13 protein-coding genes and 1 tRNA gene are annotated in these 16,451 nt (G+C 60.1%); 6 read left to right on the top strand and 8 right to left on the bottom strand.

The window, feature by feature from the left end:
• Positions 1 to 126: 126 nt before the first annotated feature.
• The 5 genes from upp to JZI28_RS06965 all read right to left on the bottom strand — a co-directional run bounded on the left by upp (position 127) and on the right by JZI28_RS06965 (position 5,004).
• Positions 127 to 759: a uracil phosphoribosyltransferase gene (gene upp, locus JZI28_RS06985; RefSeq protein ID WP_297341265.1), complete on the bottom strand. Its 633-nt coding sequence runs from the start codon at positions 757 to 759 to the stop codon at positions 127 to 129.
• A 91-nt stretch (positions 760 to 850) separates the two neighbouring features.
• Positions 851 to 2,062: a phosphopentomutase gene (locus tag JZI28_RS06980; RefSeq protein ID WP_375699672.1), complete on the bottom strand. Its 1,212-nt coding sequence runs from the start codon at positions 2,060 to 2,062 to the stop codon at positions 851 to 853.
• On the bottom strand, positions 2,062 to 3,366 hold the full coding sequence (locus tag JZI28_RS06975) for a thymidine phosphorylase (RefSeq protein ID WP_375699671.1): 1,305 nt from the start codon (positions 3,364 to 3,366) through the stop codon (positions 2,062 to 2,064). Before JZI28_RS06975 ends, JZI28_RS06980 begins: the two co-directional genes overlap by 1 nt.
• A 4-nt stretch (positions 3,367 to 3,370) precedes the next feature.
• Positions 3,371 to 3,763, bottom strand: coding sequence for a cytidine deaminase (locus JZI28_RS06970; RefSeq protein ID WP_295447276.1), 393 nt, complete (start codon positions 3,761 to 3,763; stop codon positions 3,371 to 3,373).
• A gap of 140 nt (positions 3,764 to 3,903) precedes the next feature.
• On the bottom strand, positions 3,904 to 5,004 hold the full coding sequence (locus tag JZI28_RS06965; protein ID WP_375699670.1) for a cupin domain-containing protein: 1,101 nt from the start codon (positions 5,002 to 5,004) through the stop codon (positions 3,904 to 3,906).
• Positions 5,005 to 5,188: 184 nt separating this feature from the next.
• On the opposite strand from JZI28_RS06965, the gene JZI28_RS06960 reads away from it, so the two are divergent.
• From JZI28_RS06960 to JZI28_RS06940, 5 genes are all read left to right on the top strand, one after another.
• Positions 5,189 to 7,462, top strand: coding sequence for an NADP-dependent malic enzyme (locus JZI28_RS06960; protein ID WP_375699669.1), 2,274 nt, complete (start codon positions 5,189 to 5,191; stop codon positions 7,460 to 7,462).
• 283 nt (positions 7,463 to 7,745) lie between these two features.
• On the top strand, positions 7,746 to 8,537 hold the full coding sequence (locus JZI28_RS06955) for a CbiX/SirB N-terminal domain-containing protein (protein ID WP_375699668.1): 792 nt from the start codon (positions 7,746 to 7,748) through the stop codon (positions 8,535 to 8,537).
• A gap of 160 nt (positions 8,538 to 8,697) precedes the next feature.
• Positions 8,698 to 9,543, top strand: a complete 846-nt coding sequence (locus JZI28_RS06950; protein ID WP_375699667.1) for a fumarylacetoacetate hydrolase family protein — start codon at positions 8,698 to 8,700, stop codon at positions 9,541 to 9,543.
• Positions 9,544 to 9,935: 392 nt separating this feature from the next.
• Entirely contained in the window at positions 9,936 to 12,725 is a 2,790-nt protein-coding gene (locus JZI28_RS06945; RefSeq protein ID WP_375699666.1) for a bifunctional aconitate hydratase 2/2-methylisocitrate dehydratase, read from the top strand.
• 404 nt (positions 12,726 to 13,129) lie between these two features.
• The gene (locus tag JZI28_RS06940; RefSeq protein WP_375699665.1) at positions 13,130 to 13,825 is read left to right on the top strand and encodes a YoaK family protein; all 696 of its coding nucleotides are present in this window, start codon (positions 13,130 to 13,132) and stop codon (positions 13,823 to 13,825) included.
• A gap of 151 nt (positions 13,826 to 13,976) precedes the next feature.
• Here JZI28_RS06940 and JZI28_RS06935 read toward each other — a convergent pair.
• From JZI28_RS06935 to JZI28_RS06925, 3 genes are all read right to left on the bottom strand, one after another.
• A tRNA-Val gene (locus JZI28_RS06935) sits at positions 13,977 to 14,051 on the bottom strand.
• A gap of 46 nt (positions 14,052 to 14,097) precedes the next feature.
• Positions 14,098 to 14,616 (bottom strand): HU family DNA-binding protein, encoded by a 519-nt coding sequence (locus tag JZI28_RS06930; RefSeq protein ID WP_375699664.1) that lies wholly within the window; start codon positions 14,614 to 14,616, stop codon positions 14,098 to 14,100.
• A gap of 192 nt (positions 14,617 to 14,808) precedes the next feature.
• Entirely contained in the window at positions 14,809 to 15,264 is a 456-nt protein-coding gene (locus JZI28_RS06925; protein ID WP_295455213.1) for an Lrp/AsnC family transcriptional regulator, read from the bottom strand.
• Between the two features lie 132 nt (positions 15,265 to 15,396).
• On the opposite strand from JZI28_RS06925, the gene JZI28_RS06920 reads away from it, so the two are divergent.
• The gene (locus tag JZI28_RS06920) at positions 15,397 to 16,449 is read left to right on the top strand and encodes a Leu/Phe/Val dehydrogenase (RefSeq protein WP_375699663.1); all 1,053 of its coding nucleotides are present in this window, start codon (positions 15,397 to 15,399) and stop codon (positions 16,447 to 16,449) included.
• Positions 16,450 to 16,451 lie beyond the last annotated feature (2 nt).

The following is a 16,451-nucleotide window of genomic DNA, read 5'->3' as shown; positions in this document are numbered from 1 at the left end:
CTATATATGGGGTTAGGATGCCTCATTTAGTCGAATGAGTAAAGCCGCCTGTGACAACAATATGGCAGCATTCAGGTAAATAGTTTCCCGATTGCTGCCATTGAGTAACACGCTAGAAAAGCGGGTTTATTTGGTGCCAAACATCCGGTCACCAGCATCGCCAAGACCCGGCATGATATAGCCTTTGTCGTTCAGTTCGCGGTCCAGAGACGCGGTGACGATTGGCACATCTGGATGGGCTTCTTTCATCCGCGCCACCCCTTCTGGGGCTGCCAGCAGGCAGAGGAAGCGGATATTGGTGGCGCCTGCTTCTTTCAGCAGATCAATCGCCGCCGCCGAAGAATTACCGGTGGCCAGCATCGGATCCACTGCGATGACCATCCGGTCGCCCAGCTCTTTGGGGGCTTTGAAATAATATTGCACCGGCTGCAGGGTTTCTTCGTCACGGTACAGACCAACAAAGCCTACACGGGCCGAAGGAACCAGCTCCAGCACCCCGTCAAGCATGCCGTTGCCAGCCCGCAGGATCGACACCAGCGCCAGCTTCTTACCGGCCAGAATAGGCGAGTCCATGGTTTCCATCGGCGTGTCGATGGTCGTATGGGTCACCGGCAGCTCGCGGGTGATCTCATAGGCCAGCAGCTGGGTGATCTCATGCAGCAGGCGACGGAACTCAGAGGTCGAGGTGCCCTTGTCGCGCATCAGCGTGAGCTTGTGCTGTACCAACGGGTGATCAACAACGGTCAGATGTTCGCTCATTTGGGCTCTCTCCTACAATGAATACCATGATGTTTCAGCGCGGGTTTATGCGCCTGCGCCCTGTCAGGGCAAGTGGCTTTTGATCTGATGGTCAAAGAAAGCTGCGCCCCGGCCCCTGAGCCGCCACATTCAGATGCGCCGCAACAGAGGCCGCAACATCCACAAAAGCCCGCTGTCCAATGCAGCCCGCGCCACAACCCGCCACCAGAACAGGCACTTGTTCGCGGGTGTGGTCGGTGCCGGGCCAGCTGGGATCATTGCCATGATCCGCCGTCAGCAGCAGCATGTCACCGGGGCGCAGGCGCGGCAGCAGCTTGCCCAGTTCCGCATCAAACCATTCCAGAGCACGGGCATAGCCCGCAAGATCGCGGCGATGGCCATACAGACTGTCGAATTCGACAAAATTGGCAAAGGTCAGGCTGCCCTCCTCTGCCTGATCTATCGCCTCGGCCAGATGCTGCATCAGCTGGGCGTCGCAGCCCTTTTTCAGCGTATCAATGCCGGACATGGTGAAAATATCGCCAATCTTGCCAATGGCATGCACCCTTTGGCCTGCGTCCTGCACCCAATTGGTCAGCACCGGGGCGGGCAGCGCAATGGCAAAGTCACGCCGGTTGGCGGTGCGGGTAAATCCCTGCTCCGGCGTGCCAACAAAGGGGCGCGCGATCACCCGCCCGACCTTCATTTTATGCAGCCGTGGCGCCACGGCACGGCACAGATCCAACAGGCGCTCCAGCCCAAAGCTGTCTTCATGGGCGGCGATCTGAAACACGCTGTCGGCAGAGGTATAGCAGATCGGCTGGCCGCTTTGCATATGGGCGGCGCCATGGCGGGCAATGATATCTGTGCCGGAGGCATGGCAATTGCCTAGGATGCCTGTAGCCCCCGCTGCCTCTGCAACAAAATCTGTCAGCTCTGGCGGGAAGGCCGGATCGGCATCAGGAAAGTTACACCACTGCCAGGGCACCGGCAGCCCGGCCAGCTCCCAATGGCCCGACGGGGTGTCTTTGCCCCGGCTCACCTCAGCGGCGCAGCCCCAAAGCCCCGCTGGTGCCGCATCAAACCCCGGTAGCGGCTGGGATGAGGCCAGCCGCAGGGCCGCCCCCAGCCCCAGCGCATCGAGATGGGGCACCTGCAAAGGACCAGAGCGCCCCTGCTCGGCCCGCCCTGCTGCGCAGGCATGAGCGATATGCGCCAGGGTATTGGCGCCCAGGTCCGGCAGGTCGCCGTTGTAAAACTCACTGGCATCCGGCGCACCGCCAATGCCAAGGGAATCCATCACCACCAGAAAAGCACGCGCCATCAGCTGATCCTCTCGTAGACAAGAGGCGGTAGCTCTGGCGCCTGCGATGTAAGCGTTATGGCCTCTCGCACGCCGGCCTCGGCCACCTGCGCCGCGCTTTCGCGGGCTGCATGGATGCGCGCCAACGGGGTGCCGGCCTCGACCCACTGGCCCAGGCGCACCAGATCCGACAGGCCGACAGCCGGATCCACCTGATCGCCCTCGACCAAGCGCCCGCCGCCCAGATGCACAACGGCCAGCCCCAGGGCCTCGCCGTCCATGGCGCTGACATAGCCTGCGCGCGGCGCTGTCACCTCGCGGATCACCGGGGCCACCGGCAGATAGCGCTGCCAGTGGCTGGCAAAATCATCGGGTCCGCCCTGGGCAGCCACCATACGGCCAAAACGGCTGGCCACCCGCCCGCTCAGCAATGCCTCGGTGATCCGTTCTGCCCCCTCGGTGTCATCGCGCGCCAGACCGGCATGGGTCAGCAAGATGCCGGACAGGGCCGCAGTGATTTCGATCAGCGGGCAAGGCTTGCCCGCCGTCAGCGCCTGCATCACCTCGGCCACCTCCAACCCATTGCCCAGGGCGCGGGCGATGGGTTGGTTCATATCGGTGATCAGCGCCGTGGTCTGACACCCGGCGCCATTGGCAGTATCCACCAAGGAGCGCGCCAGGGCGCGGGCCTCTTCAAGGGTTTTCATAAAGGCGCCAGAGCCGATTTTCACATCCAGCACCAAAGCCTCGGGGCTGGCGGCGAGCTTTTTCGACAGGATCGAGGCGGTAATCAAATCAAGGCTTTCCACCGTCGCGGTGACATCGCGAATGGCATAGAGCCGCTTATCCGCCGGTGCGATGCGCCCGGTGGCGCCAACGATGGCGCAGCCGACCTTTGCGGTGATCCTGTGCAGCCGCTGCTGCGAGATCTGGGAGGTGACGCCGGGGATAGCCTCCATCTTGTCCAGGGTGCCGCCGGTATGACCCAGCCCCCGCCCCGAGATCATCGGCACATAGACACCGCATTCTGCCAGTGCCGGCGCCAGCAGCAGCGAGACACAATCGCCGACGCCACCGGTGGAGTGTTTGTCCATCACCGGTCCCGGCAAGTCCCAATGCAACACATCGCCGCTGTCGCGCATCGCCAGGGTCAGGGCGCGCCGCGCCGACTGGTCCAGCCCCTGCAGGCAGACCGCCATGGCAAAGGCCCCCGCCTGGGCATCGCTGACCTCACCATTGGCCAGCCCTTCGGCAAACCAGCTCAGCTCCGCCTCGCTGGGCTGCCCGCCCCGACGCAGGGTGGCAATGATCGCACGCGCATCCATGGAATTAGCTCCGCGCCATATGGTCGGCATCAAAGGCGCCAGGCAGCAGATCTGCTATGGTGGTCTCATGTTCCAAACCGTCCAGCGTGCCCAGGGTCACCTTCACCGCGCCAGCGCCAAACTCCTTGAGCTTTTGACGGCAGCCACCACAGGGCGGCACCGGTGTTGGGCTGTCGGCCACCACATAGACCTCTGCCAGCTCTTGCTCCCCGGCGGCCACCATGGCGGCAATAGCGCCGGCCTCGGCGCAGGTGCCTTCGGGATAGGCGACGTTTTCAACATTGCAGCCAACATAGGTATTGCCGGCCGTTGTGCGCAGAGCCGCCCCGACCAGAAAGTTGGAATAGGGCGCGTAGGCGTTCTTACGCACGGCGAAGGCTGCGTCTTTCAGGGTCATAAATGGGTCTCGCTAGATTGGGGCAACAGGCCGCGTGGAGGGATCGAAAGGGATCAGGATAGGAGAAAGCAGCGGCAAAGGGAAAGCCCCTATTGCCGCGCGCAGTCCTACATCCTGCCCCGCCCCAGCCCGCAGGCGGGTTATGCGCTTTGCGAAACGGTGGTGTTGAATACCCCCGGCAGGCTGACCTCCAACAGTTCCAGATCGCCAGAGGCGCTGCTGAGCCGCGTCTTCATCCCCGGCGGGATGACAAAGGCATCGCCCTCTTCCAGCGGATAGGGATCGCGCCCCTCGCCCTCCAGCGTCACTGCGCCATTCATCACAAAGGTAAAGTGGATATCGCTATCGTGGCTGGCCCAAACGGGATCTGCGCCGCCCGCGGCAGGCCGCACCACCTGAACCCCGGCAACGCCTTTGGTATTTGTCGCAATGGTGGTGTCGCGGGCCTCAAACCCCGGCAGGCGAAACGGCTGCCAAGCAGCCCCCTCGGCCTGGTTGTAGACAAACCGCTGCCCCTGCCATTCGCGATCCGGGCGCAGATGCGGTGTTGGCAGCGTCATCTCGTGGTCGATCTCGGTCACATGTTCGGCCGGCACGCCAATCTCGATCACCTGCACGTTGTCGCTGGCCTCCAGCACTCGGTGGCGGATCTCAGGCGGCTGGATAAAGCAATCCCCCGCCGTCAGGCGTATCTTTTCGCCCTGATCCTCATAAACCACATCCACCCAACCATGGATGCAAAAGATCAGCTGAAAGCCAACCCGGTGGAAGTGCACCATATCCGGCACCGGCCCGCCGTCAGGAATGCGGATATGGCTGGCAATGATCGAGCCGCCCAGCCGGTCGGGCACCAGATCGCGGTAATGCATCCCGGCACGGCCAATGATCCAGGGCGCCTGATCCTTGAGACGGCGCACCACAAAGCTATGCACGGTCTTTGGCATCACCAGCGGCGGGTGGCGCTCTTCGATTTCAACCCGAGTGCCGTTTGGCGCCGTCAGCAGCCGCTGGCCATCGGCAAACCCATCGGGGTCGTCACATAAAATGCGCAGGGTTCCCGGTGCCTCTGGGGCGTCCTTTTCGATCCGCAACCGCAGCCCATGGCCTGAAAACACCGCAACCGAAGGGTCATCCGCTGGGTAGATCATATCCATCTTCATACCCAAGACTTTGGTAAAAAACGGAATATCCTCACGCAACTCCTGCGTGGGCAGGCGCATCTCTGCTGCAATCTCGCTCATATCACTTATCCTTTTCCCCCGCTGCACGGGGCGTCGCAAACCGTTTCCGGCACAGTTTGGGCACAGTGGAACGAAGTTTTTCATTGCGCAAGAGAGTGCCGATCACGTTAGGTTGCTGAAAAGCCTGTTCACCCGACGTCACAATTGGTTTAATGTTAAACTATACGTTTTTTTGGAGCCCCTCATGTCCGACACCCCCTCCCTGCGCGACGCGGCGCTGCACTATCACGAATTCCCCCGCCCAGGAAAACTGGAGATCCGCGCCACCAAGCCAATGGCCAATGGCCGCGATCTGGCACGGGCCTATTCACCCGGGGTGGCCGAGGCCTGCCTAGAGATCAAAGCCGATGCCGAGAACGCCGCGCGCTATACCGCACGTGGCAATCTGGTGGCGGTAGTCAGCAATGGCTCTGCGGTCCTGGGGCTGGGCAATATCGGCGCGCTGGCCTCCAAACCGGTGATGGAGGGCAAGGCGGTGCTGTTCAAGAACTTTGCCGGCATTGATTGCTTTGACATTGAGGTAAACGAAAGCGACCCGGAAAAACTGGCCGATATCGTCTGTGCGCTGGAGCCCAGCTTTGGCGCCATCAATCTGGAAGACATCAAGGCACCGGATTGTTTTATCGTGGAAAAAATCTGCCGCGAGCGCATGGGGATCCCGGTGTTTCACGATGATCAGCACGGCACCGCCATCGTGGTTGGCGCCGCCGCCCGCAATGCCCTGCATGTGGCTGGCAAAAGCTTTGAAGACATCAAGATTGTCTCGACCGGCGGCGGGGCTGCCGGGATTGCCTGCCTCAACATGCTGGTGAAACTGGGGGTGAAGCGGCAAAACATCTGGCTGTGCGATATTCACGGGCTGGTCTATGAGGGCCGCAGCGAAGACATGAACCCGGAAAAAGCCGCCTTTGCCCAGGACAGCGATCTGCGCACCCTGGACGAGGTGATCGGGGGCGCCGACCTGTTCCTTGGCCTGTCCGGCCCCAATGTGCTGAAGCCCGAAATGGTCGCCAAGATGAGCTCCCGGCCGATTGTGTTTGCCCTGGCCAATCCCAACCCCGAAATCCTTCCGGATCTGGCCCGCGAAGCGGCCCCTGATGCCATCATCGCCACCGGGCGCAGCGATTTTCCCAATCAGGTCAACAACGTATTGTGTTTTCCCTTCATCTTTCGCGGGGCGTTGGATGTGGGCGCCTCTGAGATTAACGATGAAATGCAGATCGCCTGCGTCGAGGGCATTGCCGAACTGGCCCGCACCACCACCAGCGCCGAAGCTGCAGCCGCCTACAAGGGCGAGCAGCTGACCTTTGGCGCCGATTATCTGATCCCCAAACCCTTTGACCCGCGTCTGGTGGCCGTGGTCTCCTCGGCGGTGGCTGAGGCGGCGATGAAAAGCGGCGTCGCCTCGCGTATAATCGACGACCTGGAGGCCTACAAGCAGCGGCTCAATCAAACGGTGTTCAAATCAGCGCTGCTGATGCGCCCGGTGTTTGAAGCCGCCCGCGCCGCCTCCCGCCGGATTGTGTTTTCTGAGGGCGAGGACGAGCGGGTGCTGCGGGCTGCACAGGAAATTCTGGAGGAAACCACCGAGACCCCAATCCTGATTGGCCGCCCCGAGGTAATCGAGGCGCGCTGTGAAAAGATGGGCCTGCGCATCCGTCCCGGCAGCGATTTTCAGATCGTGAACCCGGAAAACGATCCGCGCTACTATGACTATTGGAACAGCTACCACCAGCTGATGCAGCGCCAGGGGGTCACCCCGGATCTGGCCAAGGCGATCATGCGCACCAATACCACGGCAATTGGCGCCATCATGGTGCATCACAATGAGGCCGACAGCCTGATCTGCGGCACCTTTGGCGAATACCGCTGGCATCTGAACTATGTGAACCAGGTGCTGGGCGGCAATGGCCTTGAACCACACGGCGCCCTGTCGATGATGATCCTCGAAGATGGCCCGCTGTTCATTGCCGACACCCAGGTCAGGATCGAACCCACACCGGAACAGATCGCCCAGACCGTCATGGGCGCCGCCCGCCATGTGCGCCGCTTTGGCATCGAGCCTCAAATCGCGCTTTGCTCGCAGTCTCAGTTTGGCAATATCGCCTGTGATACAGGCAGCCGGTTGCGCGCCGCGATCGAGATCCTCGATGCCAATAACTGCGATTTCACCTATGAGGGCGAGATGAACATCGACACCGCGCTGGACCCCGATCTGCGCGGTCGTATCTTCCCCAATTCGCGTCTGCAGGGGGCGGCCAATGTGCTGGTCTTTGCCCATGCCGATGCCGCCTCTGGGGTGCGCAACATTCTGAAAATGCGCTCTGATGGTCTGGAGGTTGGGCCGATTCTGATGGGCATGGGCAACCGCGCCCATATCGTCAGCCCGTCGATCACCGCGCGTGGCCTGTTGAATATGGCGGCCATCGCCGGCACCCCTGTGGCGCAATATGGCTAGGGCTTTCGTCCCCGGGGAGGCCGGTTGGCCTCCCCGTCCCGCCCCGTGCTATCTTGGGCGCGGATTGACCGAACCGCCAACAGGGTACAAGAGCGGCTGCGATCTCGGGCATACCTTCCACGGGAACACCTATCGCGGGCACAGCCTTTGGCAAAATATGCTCTGTGCCCTAGCGCCAGGCCCAGAACGACATATATAAATCAACCAGCCGGTCGATCTCTGTCCTGCCCTCTGGACAGACCAAGTCTCCCACATTCACCCCCAGCCATGCAGAAGCCTCCTGATGTCCTCCCCCTTCCCTGCCTCCCAAGTCATTGATGCACAGACCTCCGGCGCGGCCCCCAAAACCGTTGTTCTGGTGGCCCATGGCCAGCCGTCGGCGCCCAATCCGCCAGAGCACAGCCTGGCACAACTGGCTGAACAGGTTGCCAGCTTTCTTCCCGGATGGCAGGTGCGCTCGGCCACCCTGGCGCTGTCTGGCCGGTTGGAACAGGTGGTGCAGCCGGGGGCCTTGGTCTATCCCTTCTTCATGGCAGAGGGCTGGTTCACCAGCAAAGTTCTGCCCAAACGGATCTGTCACGTGGATCACCGGCAACTGCCGCCTTTTGGCCAGGATCCCAACCTCCCCGAACTGGCGGCCAGGCTGGTCCGGCAGGCCCGCACCGCACAGGGCCACCCCTTTGAAGCGGCCTATGGTTCGGCCTCTGGTTCGGCCTCTGGCTCTGGTTCTGACCCGAGCGCGCCAGGCTGCCTGCTGCTCGCTGCCCATGGCTCTGCCCGCGGCCCAAAGGCCGCCGCCGCCACCGAGCTTTTTGCCACCGCACTGCGCCCGCTCTTGCCAGAGCTGGAGGTGAGGACAGCCTATATCGAACAAGCGCCCTATCTGGCGAATGTCGCCTCAAACATGCCCAGCGACGGCCTTTGCCTGCCGTTCTTTGCCCAGTCCGGCGATCACGTCAAAGACGACATTCCCGAGGCGCTCAGCAGCGCCAAATTCGATGGCACAGTGCTGCCTGCCCTCGGTACCACGCCAGAGGTTGCCCGGCTGATTGCCAAGGCCATCCAACGCGCCTGAACATCGGGCCGCGTCCCCAGGGTGGGGACACAAGAGGTCGCAGCCTTCGCATTGCACCTTGCCAGCGCCGACAACGCCTTTACCACTGGGGCGACGCCCGCCCGCAACGGCGGCTGATCGATTTGATTGTCAGTTTGAATGTCAGGGAGACAGACACCACATGAAACTATTGCGATTTGGTCCACTGGGCAGCGAAAAACCAGGACTGTTGGATGCCGATGGCAAGATCCGCGATCTGTCTGGCGTGGTGGGGGATATCGCAGGCGAGGTGCTGAACGACAGCCAGTTGCAGGCGCTGCGGCAGATTGATCCGGCCAGCCTGCCCCTGGTAGAGGACAACCCCCGGATTGGCGCCTGCGTCGGGCAGGTGGGCAAATTTGTCTGTATTGGCCTCAACTACGCCGATCACGCCGCTGAAGCGGGCATGGACCTGCCACAGGAACCAGTGGTCTTTTTCAAAGCCACCTCCGCCATCTGCGGCCCCGATGACGAGATCGAAATCCCCCGCACCTCGGTCAAGTCAGACTGGGAGGTCGAGCTGGGCGTGGTGATTGGCAAACACACAAAATATGTCTCTGTTGAAGACGCGCTGAGCCATGTTGCGGGCTACTGTGTGGTCAATGACCTGTCAGAGCGGGATTTTCAGATCCATCGCTCCGGGCAATGGGTCAAGGGCAAATCCTGCGATACCTTTGGCCCCATCGGCCCCTGGCTGGTGACCCGCGACGAGGTGGCAAATCCGCAGGACCTGGCCATGTATCTGGAGGTAAACGGCCATCGCTATCAAGATGGCTCCACCCGGACGATGCATTTTGACGTGGCCACTGTCATCTCGCATCTATCCCAGTTCATGAGCCTGCAGCCGGGGGATGTGATCTCGACCGGGACACCTCCGGGTGTTGGGATGGGACAACGCCCCGAGGTCTACCTGAAACCCGGCGATTACATGGAGCTGGGGGTCGAAGGCCTGGGTGTGCAAAAACAAAAAGTGGTGGCCAGCGACTAGCCAAAGCCACCGGTCGGGGACTGGGGCTGGCAGAGGTAAGACGATCCAGACAGCCCGCCCCTGCGCGCCCTGCCCCGGCCCTGCCAAACAAAGTGCCGCAGCCTGTTTCAGCGCGGCTTTTGTTGCCAGCGCTGCAAAACCATGTTTAGTCCGGCGGTAACCTTGATGGGCTAGCCTGCGCCGCGACACCTTTGGGTCGCAGCGCAGGCTGAAACCGTTTCACAGATGAGAACAGACAAGACCAGTCAAAACATCAAACTCCCCGGGGGGCATATTGCATCTGACCTCCAATAAGTATACCATCGCATACAACCAGCTTGTTCCGACTCGCCAGACCTTTTCTGACACCCGTCGCTCAAGCTTACGTGCAACACCAAATCGGCGGGAAAACCATGACCTTGTACACTGACTACCTAGCAGAGATTGAAACGCGCAAAGAACAGGGCCTGCACCCCAAGCCCATCGACGGGGCGGACCTTGTTGCAGAGCTGATCGCGCAGATCAAAGATGCCGACAACGCCTATCGCGCGGACTCGCTCAACTTCTTCATCTACAACACCATCCCAGGCACAACCAGCGCCGCGGGCGTGAAGGCTCAGTTCCTGAAAGAAATCATTCTGGGTCAGGAAAGCCTTGCGGAAATCACCCCGACCTTTGCCTTTGAGCTGCTGTCGCACATGAAGGGTGGCCCCTCGGTCAAGGTTCTGCTGGATCTGGCACTTGGAGACGACGCTGCGATTGCAGCACAGGCCGCCGAAGTTCTGAAAACCCAAGTGTTCCTTTATGAGGCAGACACCGACCGTCTGGCCTCAGCGCTTGCCGATGACAACGCAATCGCCAAGGAGATCCTGGAAAGCTACGCAAAGGCTGAATTTTTCACCAAGCTTCCAGAGGTCGAAGAAGAAATCAAAGTTGTGACCTATATCGCCGGTGTGGGCGATATTTCGACCGACCTGCTGTCGCCCGGTGCCGAGGCGCACTCACGTGCGGACCGCGAATTGCACGGCCAGTGCATGATCACCCCCGAAGCCCAGGCCGAAATCCAGGAGCTGCAAAAACAGCACCCAGATGCCCGCGTCATGCTGATCGCCGAAAAAGGCACCATGGGTGTTGGCTCCAGCCGCATGTCCGGCGTCAACAACGTGGCGCTCTGGACCGGTAAAAAGGCTTCGCCCTATGTGCCCTTCATCAACATCGCCCCTGTTGTGGCCGGCACCAACGGCATTTCGCCAATTTTCCTGACCACCGTTGGCGTGACCGGCGGCATCGGCATTGACCTGGACAACTGGGTCAAAAAGCTGGACGCCGACGGCAACGTCGTGGAAGACGCAGATGGCGAAGCTGTGCTGGAAGAGGCCTATTCGGTCGCCACTGGCACGGTCCTGACCATCAACTCCAAAACCAAGACCCTGCATGATGCGGATGGCAAAGAGCTGAAAAGCGTCGCCACCGCCTTCACCCCGCAGAAGGTGGAATTCATGAAGGCCGGCGGCTCCTACGCTGTGGTCTTTGGCAAAAAGCTGCAGACATTTGCCGCTGGTGCTTTGGATCAAGAGCTGAAATCAGCCTATGCCCCCTCCAAAGAAGTCACCGCAGAGGGCCAGGGCCTGACCGCGGTTGAAAAGATCTTCAACCGCAACGCCCTGGGCACCACCCCAGGCGCGACCTTGCATGCCGGGTCTGATGTGCGCGTCAAAGTGAACGTGGTTGGCTCGCAAGATACCACCGGCCCAATGACGGCGCAGGAACTGGAAGCGATGGCCGCAACCGTCATCTCGCCTTCGGTTGACGTGGGCTATCAGTCCGGCTGCCACACCGCATCCGTGTGGGACAAAAAGGCCCAGGCCAACATCCCCAAGCTGATGAAATTCATGAATGATTTCGGCTTGATCACCGCGCGTGACCCCAAGGGGGAATATCATGCGATGACCGACGTGATCCACAAGGTCCTGAACGACATCACCGTCGATGACTGGGACGTCATCATCGGCGGCGACAGCCACACCCGTATGTCCAAAGGCGTCGCCTTTGGTGCGGATTCGGGCACTGTTGCCCTGGCGCTGGCCACCGGCGAAGCCTCGATGCCAATCCCTGAATCGGTCAAGGTGACCTTTAAAGGCAAGATGGCGGACCACCTCGATTTCCGGGACGTGGTACATGCCACCCAGGCGCAGATGCTGGATCAGCATGGCGACAACGTCTTCCAGGGCCGTGTGATCGAAGTGCATATCGGCACCCTGCTGGCGGACCAGGCCTTTACCTTCACCGACTGGACAGCCGAGATGAAGGCCAAGGCCTCGATCTGTATCTCCAATGACGAGACCCTGATCGGCTCGCTAGAGCTGGCCAAGGGCCGTATCCAGATCATGATCGACAAGGGCATGGACAATGACGCCAAGCTTTTGCAGGGGCTCATCGACAAGGCAGACGCCCGTATTGCTGATATCAAATCAGGCGCCAACCCAGCCCTGACCCCGGACGACACCGCCAAATACTTTGCCGAGGTTGTTGTTGATCTAGACGCGATCGACGAGCCGATGATCGCGGATCCGGATGTCAACAACGACGACGTGTCCAAGCGCTATACCCACGACACCATCCGCCCCATCACCTACTATAGCGGCGACAAGCACGTCGACCTGGGCTTTGTTGGCTCCTGCATGGTGCACAAGGGCGATATGAAAATCGTGGCGCAGATGCTCAAGAACCTTGAAAAGACAATGGGCAAGGTCGAGTTCAAAGCACCGCTGGTGGTGGCTGCCCCAACCTACAACATCATTGATGAGCTGAAAGAAGAAGGCGACTGGGAAATTCTGCAGCGCTATTCCGGCTTCACCTTTGACGACATGTTCCCCAAAACACAGGCCCGGACCGAGTATGAGAACATTCTCTACCTCGAACGTCCCGGCTGTAACCTCTGCATGGGGAACCAGGAAAAAGCCGCCAAGGGGGACACGGTTCTTGCCACCTCGACCCGCCTGTTCCAGGGCCGCGTTGTTGGTGACACCGCCGAGAAGAAGGGTGAATCGCTGCTCGCCTCGACCCCGGTTGTTGTCCTGGCCGCCGTTCTGGGGCGTACCCCGACGATGGAGGAATACAAAGCCGCTGTCGAAGGCATTGATCTCACCAAGTTTGCCCCACCTCTGGCAGTTCCAGCCGGAACAAAATCGGCACATTTCTAAGCGCGCCTCACGGCTTCGAGCTTAGCCTTTCACATCAGGCAAGAGGCGCAATGGACACATTGCGCCTCTTTTCTTTGCCCCCCTTCTGGCGACCCTAAGGGCAGAACTGAAACCTAGGTGTTTTGTGGCAGGTGACGAAGGTTTGCTGAACACCCGTGAATGACAGTTGTGCAAGAACCGGGACGTTGCCAATAGTCGCTCTCGTTGCAAGCCCTCAAGAGCCTGACACACCATGAAGCAGCCACCCTCCGGGTTTGACGGCTATTGCCGCAGACGGCTTCACATCTGCATGAAGTAGCCCCCCTATTTTGCGCAGGGCTTCCTATTCTTCCACAAAGTCTGTCACACTGATCAGGTCGGAGGACGATGTCCTGACCCCAGAGCCCTAACCATTTGGAACTATGATGCTCATCAAAGTTGGCAATGCGCGCACTTCAAATATTGATCTGGTTCTGGCAGGCCTCCTTTCGTCTATCGCCGGTGCGTTGAACGCTGTCGGCTTCCTGATCGCCGGATCCTTCACAGCCAACATGACAGGAAATATCTCGGCATTTGCTGACCACCTGGCGAATGGCGCGATCCCGATTGCCTTGTCGTTCTTGGGGCTGGTCGTTGCCTTTATCTGGGGCGCAGCCATAGCGGCCCTTGCTATTCAAGCAGGGGAACGTCGACAGCTCCGCTCGGTCTATGCCTTGGCAATTGCCGCCGAGGCCATCATTCTTTTGCTGATCGGCACCGCCCTTACCAGATCATCAGCCACAGAACACGAGACATTGTTGGTCATTGTACTCAGCTTTGTCATGGGACTGCAAAACGCTGTGACGACGATGATTTCTCAGGCCCGGGTGCGCACCACCCATGTGTCGGGAATGGCAACAGACATCGGAATAGAGCTGGCGGCATTGGTCGGGGGGGACAAGTCACGACGAGAGGCCACGCCAAAGCTCTGGCTACACAGCTTAACGCTCGCCTGTTTTGCCATTGGCGGTTTGTGCGGCGCACTGTTGTTTCAGCTGGTCGGAAGCTGGCTTTTCATGATCACCGCAACCCTCTTGCTGCTCATAGCAGTACCGGAAGCTCTGAGAGCGCATCGGTCCTGAGAACCCGCCCTAGTGAGTTGCCCCCCACTCTGGCAGCTGACTAAGCCGTCTCCTGACGCGACGAACGGAACAGCAAGAGGTAAAGGACAGTGGAACACGGTGCAAACGAGCCCCCGCGAGATGCATTACACCTTAATTTCAAAGGGCTGGATGGTGGGTGATAAGAGATTTGAACTCCTGACATCTTCGATGTGAACGAAGCGCTCTACCACTGAGCTAATCACCCGGTGTGCTGGGTAGTACCCTCAGGTCTCGCCCTGCGCAAGAGGGGCCTAGGAAGAAATATCCGTATCTTCGGCAAATTCCTGACCGCCGCGCGGTTGCTCCAATGGCTGGCGCAGCCGACAGACATGCAGAGTGCCATTGCTGCGCAGCTCACTGCGTTTCAGCAACAATTTGCCAAAGGGCCTGAGGTTCAGATCGCGGCCAGAGGCCACTGTCTCTCCGAGTACGGACAAAAGCGCCTCGACAACCGGCTTGGCATCTTTTTTCTTCACCCCGGACCGCAGAACGACCTCATCAATCAGTTCTTTCTTGTTCAGGGGCGGCACGTCGAGCACCGGTGTCGAGGTCACCACAACCGGGCTGGGGTCCTGCCCGGCAGCCAGTGTCTGGGGCGGGGTAGCGGATTTGTCCGAAATATCCAACGGGGGTGCTCCTTCTGTTGCCAACTCAGGTGACGTGGCCGGATCCTGCTGCACCGCCTCTGCCAGCCGCGCTTTGGTTGCCAGTTTTTGCGGCAAAGCTTTGCGTGTCGCCGGTTTGCGACCGCCTGTCTTACTGCTGGTCATGATGTGCCTCGATTTTCTGATGTTGCCTATCCATCATCTTTGCTCAGGCTAGGCGGTCCCCCAGTGGAAGGCCAGATATGTGGTTTACAAAAGGTCTACCTGTGACTTTTACAGAGTTCCCTGCCCTTTTTCAGGTCTTGTACAGGTGTTGGTGAGGCACATTCAGCCCCCCCTGCCAGCGCAGCTCAACAGCTAAAACTGCGGCAAGGCGGTGCGGGCAATCATGGTGCGCAGGGTAAAGCTGGAGCGGGTATTTCGAATACCGGAGACCCGCATCAAGCGTTCCTCCAAGAAGCGATCAAAATCATTCAGATCCTGCGCCACAACCCGCAGCAAGATATCGCGGGTGCCTGTCATCAGGTAGCATTCCATTACCTGATCAAACTGGCGCACCGCGCGTTCAAAGGCCTGCAGGGCATCGGTGGATTGATTGTCCAGCTCGACCGCCACAAAAATTGTCACCGGCAGCCCCAGTTTGGCCTGGTCCACCCGTGCCGAATAGCCGCTGATCACCCCGGCTTCCTCCAGCATGGCAACCCGCCGTGCACAGGGGGTCGCAGACAGGCCAACGCGCTCAGACAGCTCGGCCATCTTGATCCGCCCCTGCGACTGCAGAATGGCGACTATCTTGCGATCAATACTGTCCATGAAGCTTTCACCTATAATTTCGCCCAAGTGTAGACAAAACCTCCAATAGATAGAAGTCCCGCGCTTAATTTTGGCGAAAACCTTCACCCCCCCTAGGTTAGACAGGCGTCTTATCCAGGAGGAGCCAGAAAAATGACAATCACCCCCGTCGCATCCACGACCCATGAAGAGATCTACCGTGTCGCGGACACAGCCACCGGGCTGATCGGCTATATTGCGCTGCATTCAACGCAGCTGGGCCCAGCAGCGGGCGGATTGCGGATGCGCCCATACAGCAGTGAGGAAGAGGCCCTGGTGGATGTGAAACGGCTCAGCGAGGGCATGACCTACAAGAATGCCGCGGCAGGTCTGGCGCTTGGCGGTGGCAAGGCGGTGATCATTGGCGACCCTGGCGTAGATAAATCCCCCGCCCTGCTGCGCGCCTTTGCCCGCGCTATTCACAGTCTTGAGGGGCGCTACTATACCGCCGAAGACATGGGGATGAGCCCGGTGGACATGGCCATTCTGGCAGAAGAGACCCCCTATGTGGCCGGTCTCGCCGATGGTGAGTTTGCCAGTGGTGATCCCTCGCCGGTCACTGCACGGGGCATTTTCAACGCTATCCGCACCTCCCAGGCGCACCAGAGCGGCAGCAAAGATCTGTCGGGATTGACCATTGCGGTGCAGGGGCTGGGTCACGTGGGGTATTACCTCTGCGGGTACCTGCACGCAGCTGGGGCCAGGCTGATTGTTACGGATGTCAATCACGCACAAATCGACAAAGCCGTCGCCGAGTTTGGCGCCACCGCAGTTACCCCCGAGGCAATCTATGGCGTCCAGGCCGATATCTTTGCTCCCTGTGCCATTGGTGGCATCCTGAACGCGCAGACCATTCCTCAGTTGCAGGTGTCCGTCGTCTGTGGCGGCGCCAACAACCAACTGGCCACCCCGGCGGATGGCCAGGCGCTGCATGACGCAGGTATTCTTTATGCGCCGGATTTTGTCGCCAATGGCGGCGGCATCATCAATGTTGCCTCCGAGATCGAGCAGATCAGCAATCGCGCTGACTATGTCGCAGATAAGCTCAGCGCGCTGGACCTGACCCTGGCCACCATCCTGAACCAGGCAAAAGTGGAAGATCAGAGCCCCGACGCGGTGGCGATCACCACAGTTCTGGCCAAAATGGCGCAGCAAAGCGCCGCCTGAGC

Source organism: Pseudophaeobacter sp. TrK17 (genome assembly GCF_042192375.1).
Taxonomy (GTDB): Bacteria; Pseudomonadota; Alphaproteobacteria; order Rhodobacterales; family Rhodobacteraceae; genus Pseudophaeobacter.
Note: the sequence above shows the minus strand (reverse complement) of the source record. Positions and strands in the feature narration are given on the sequence as shown.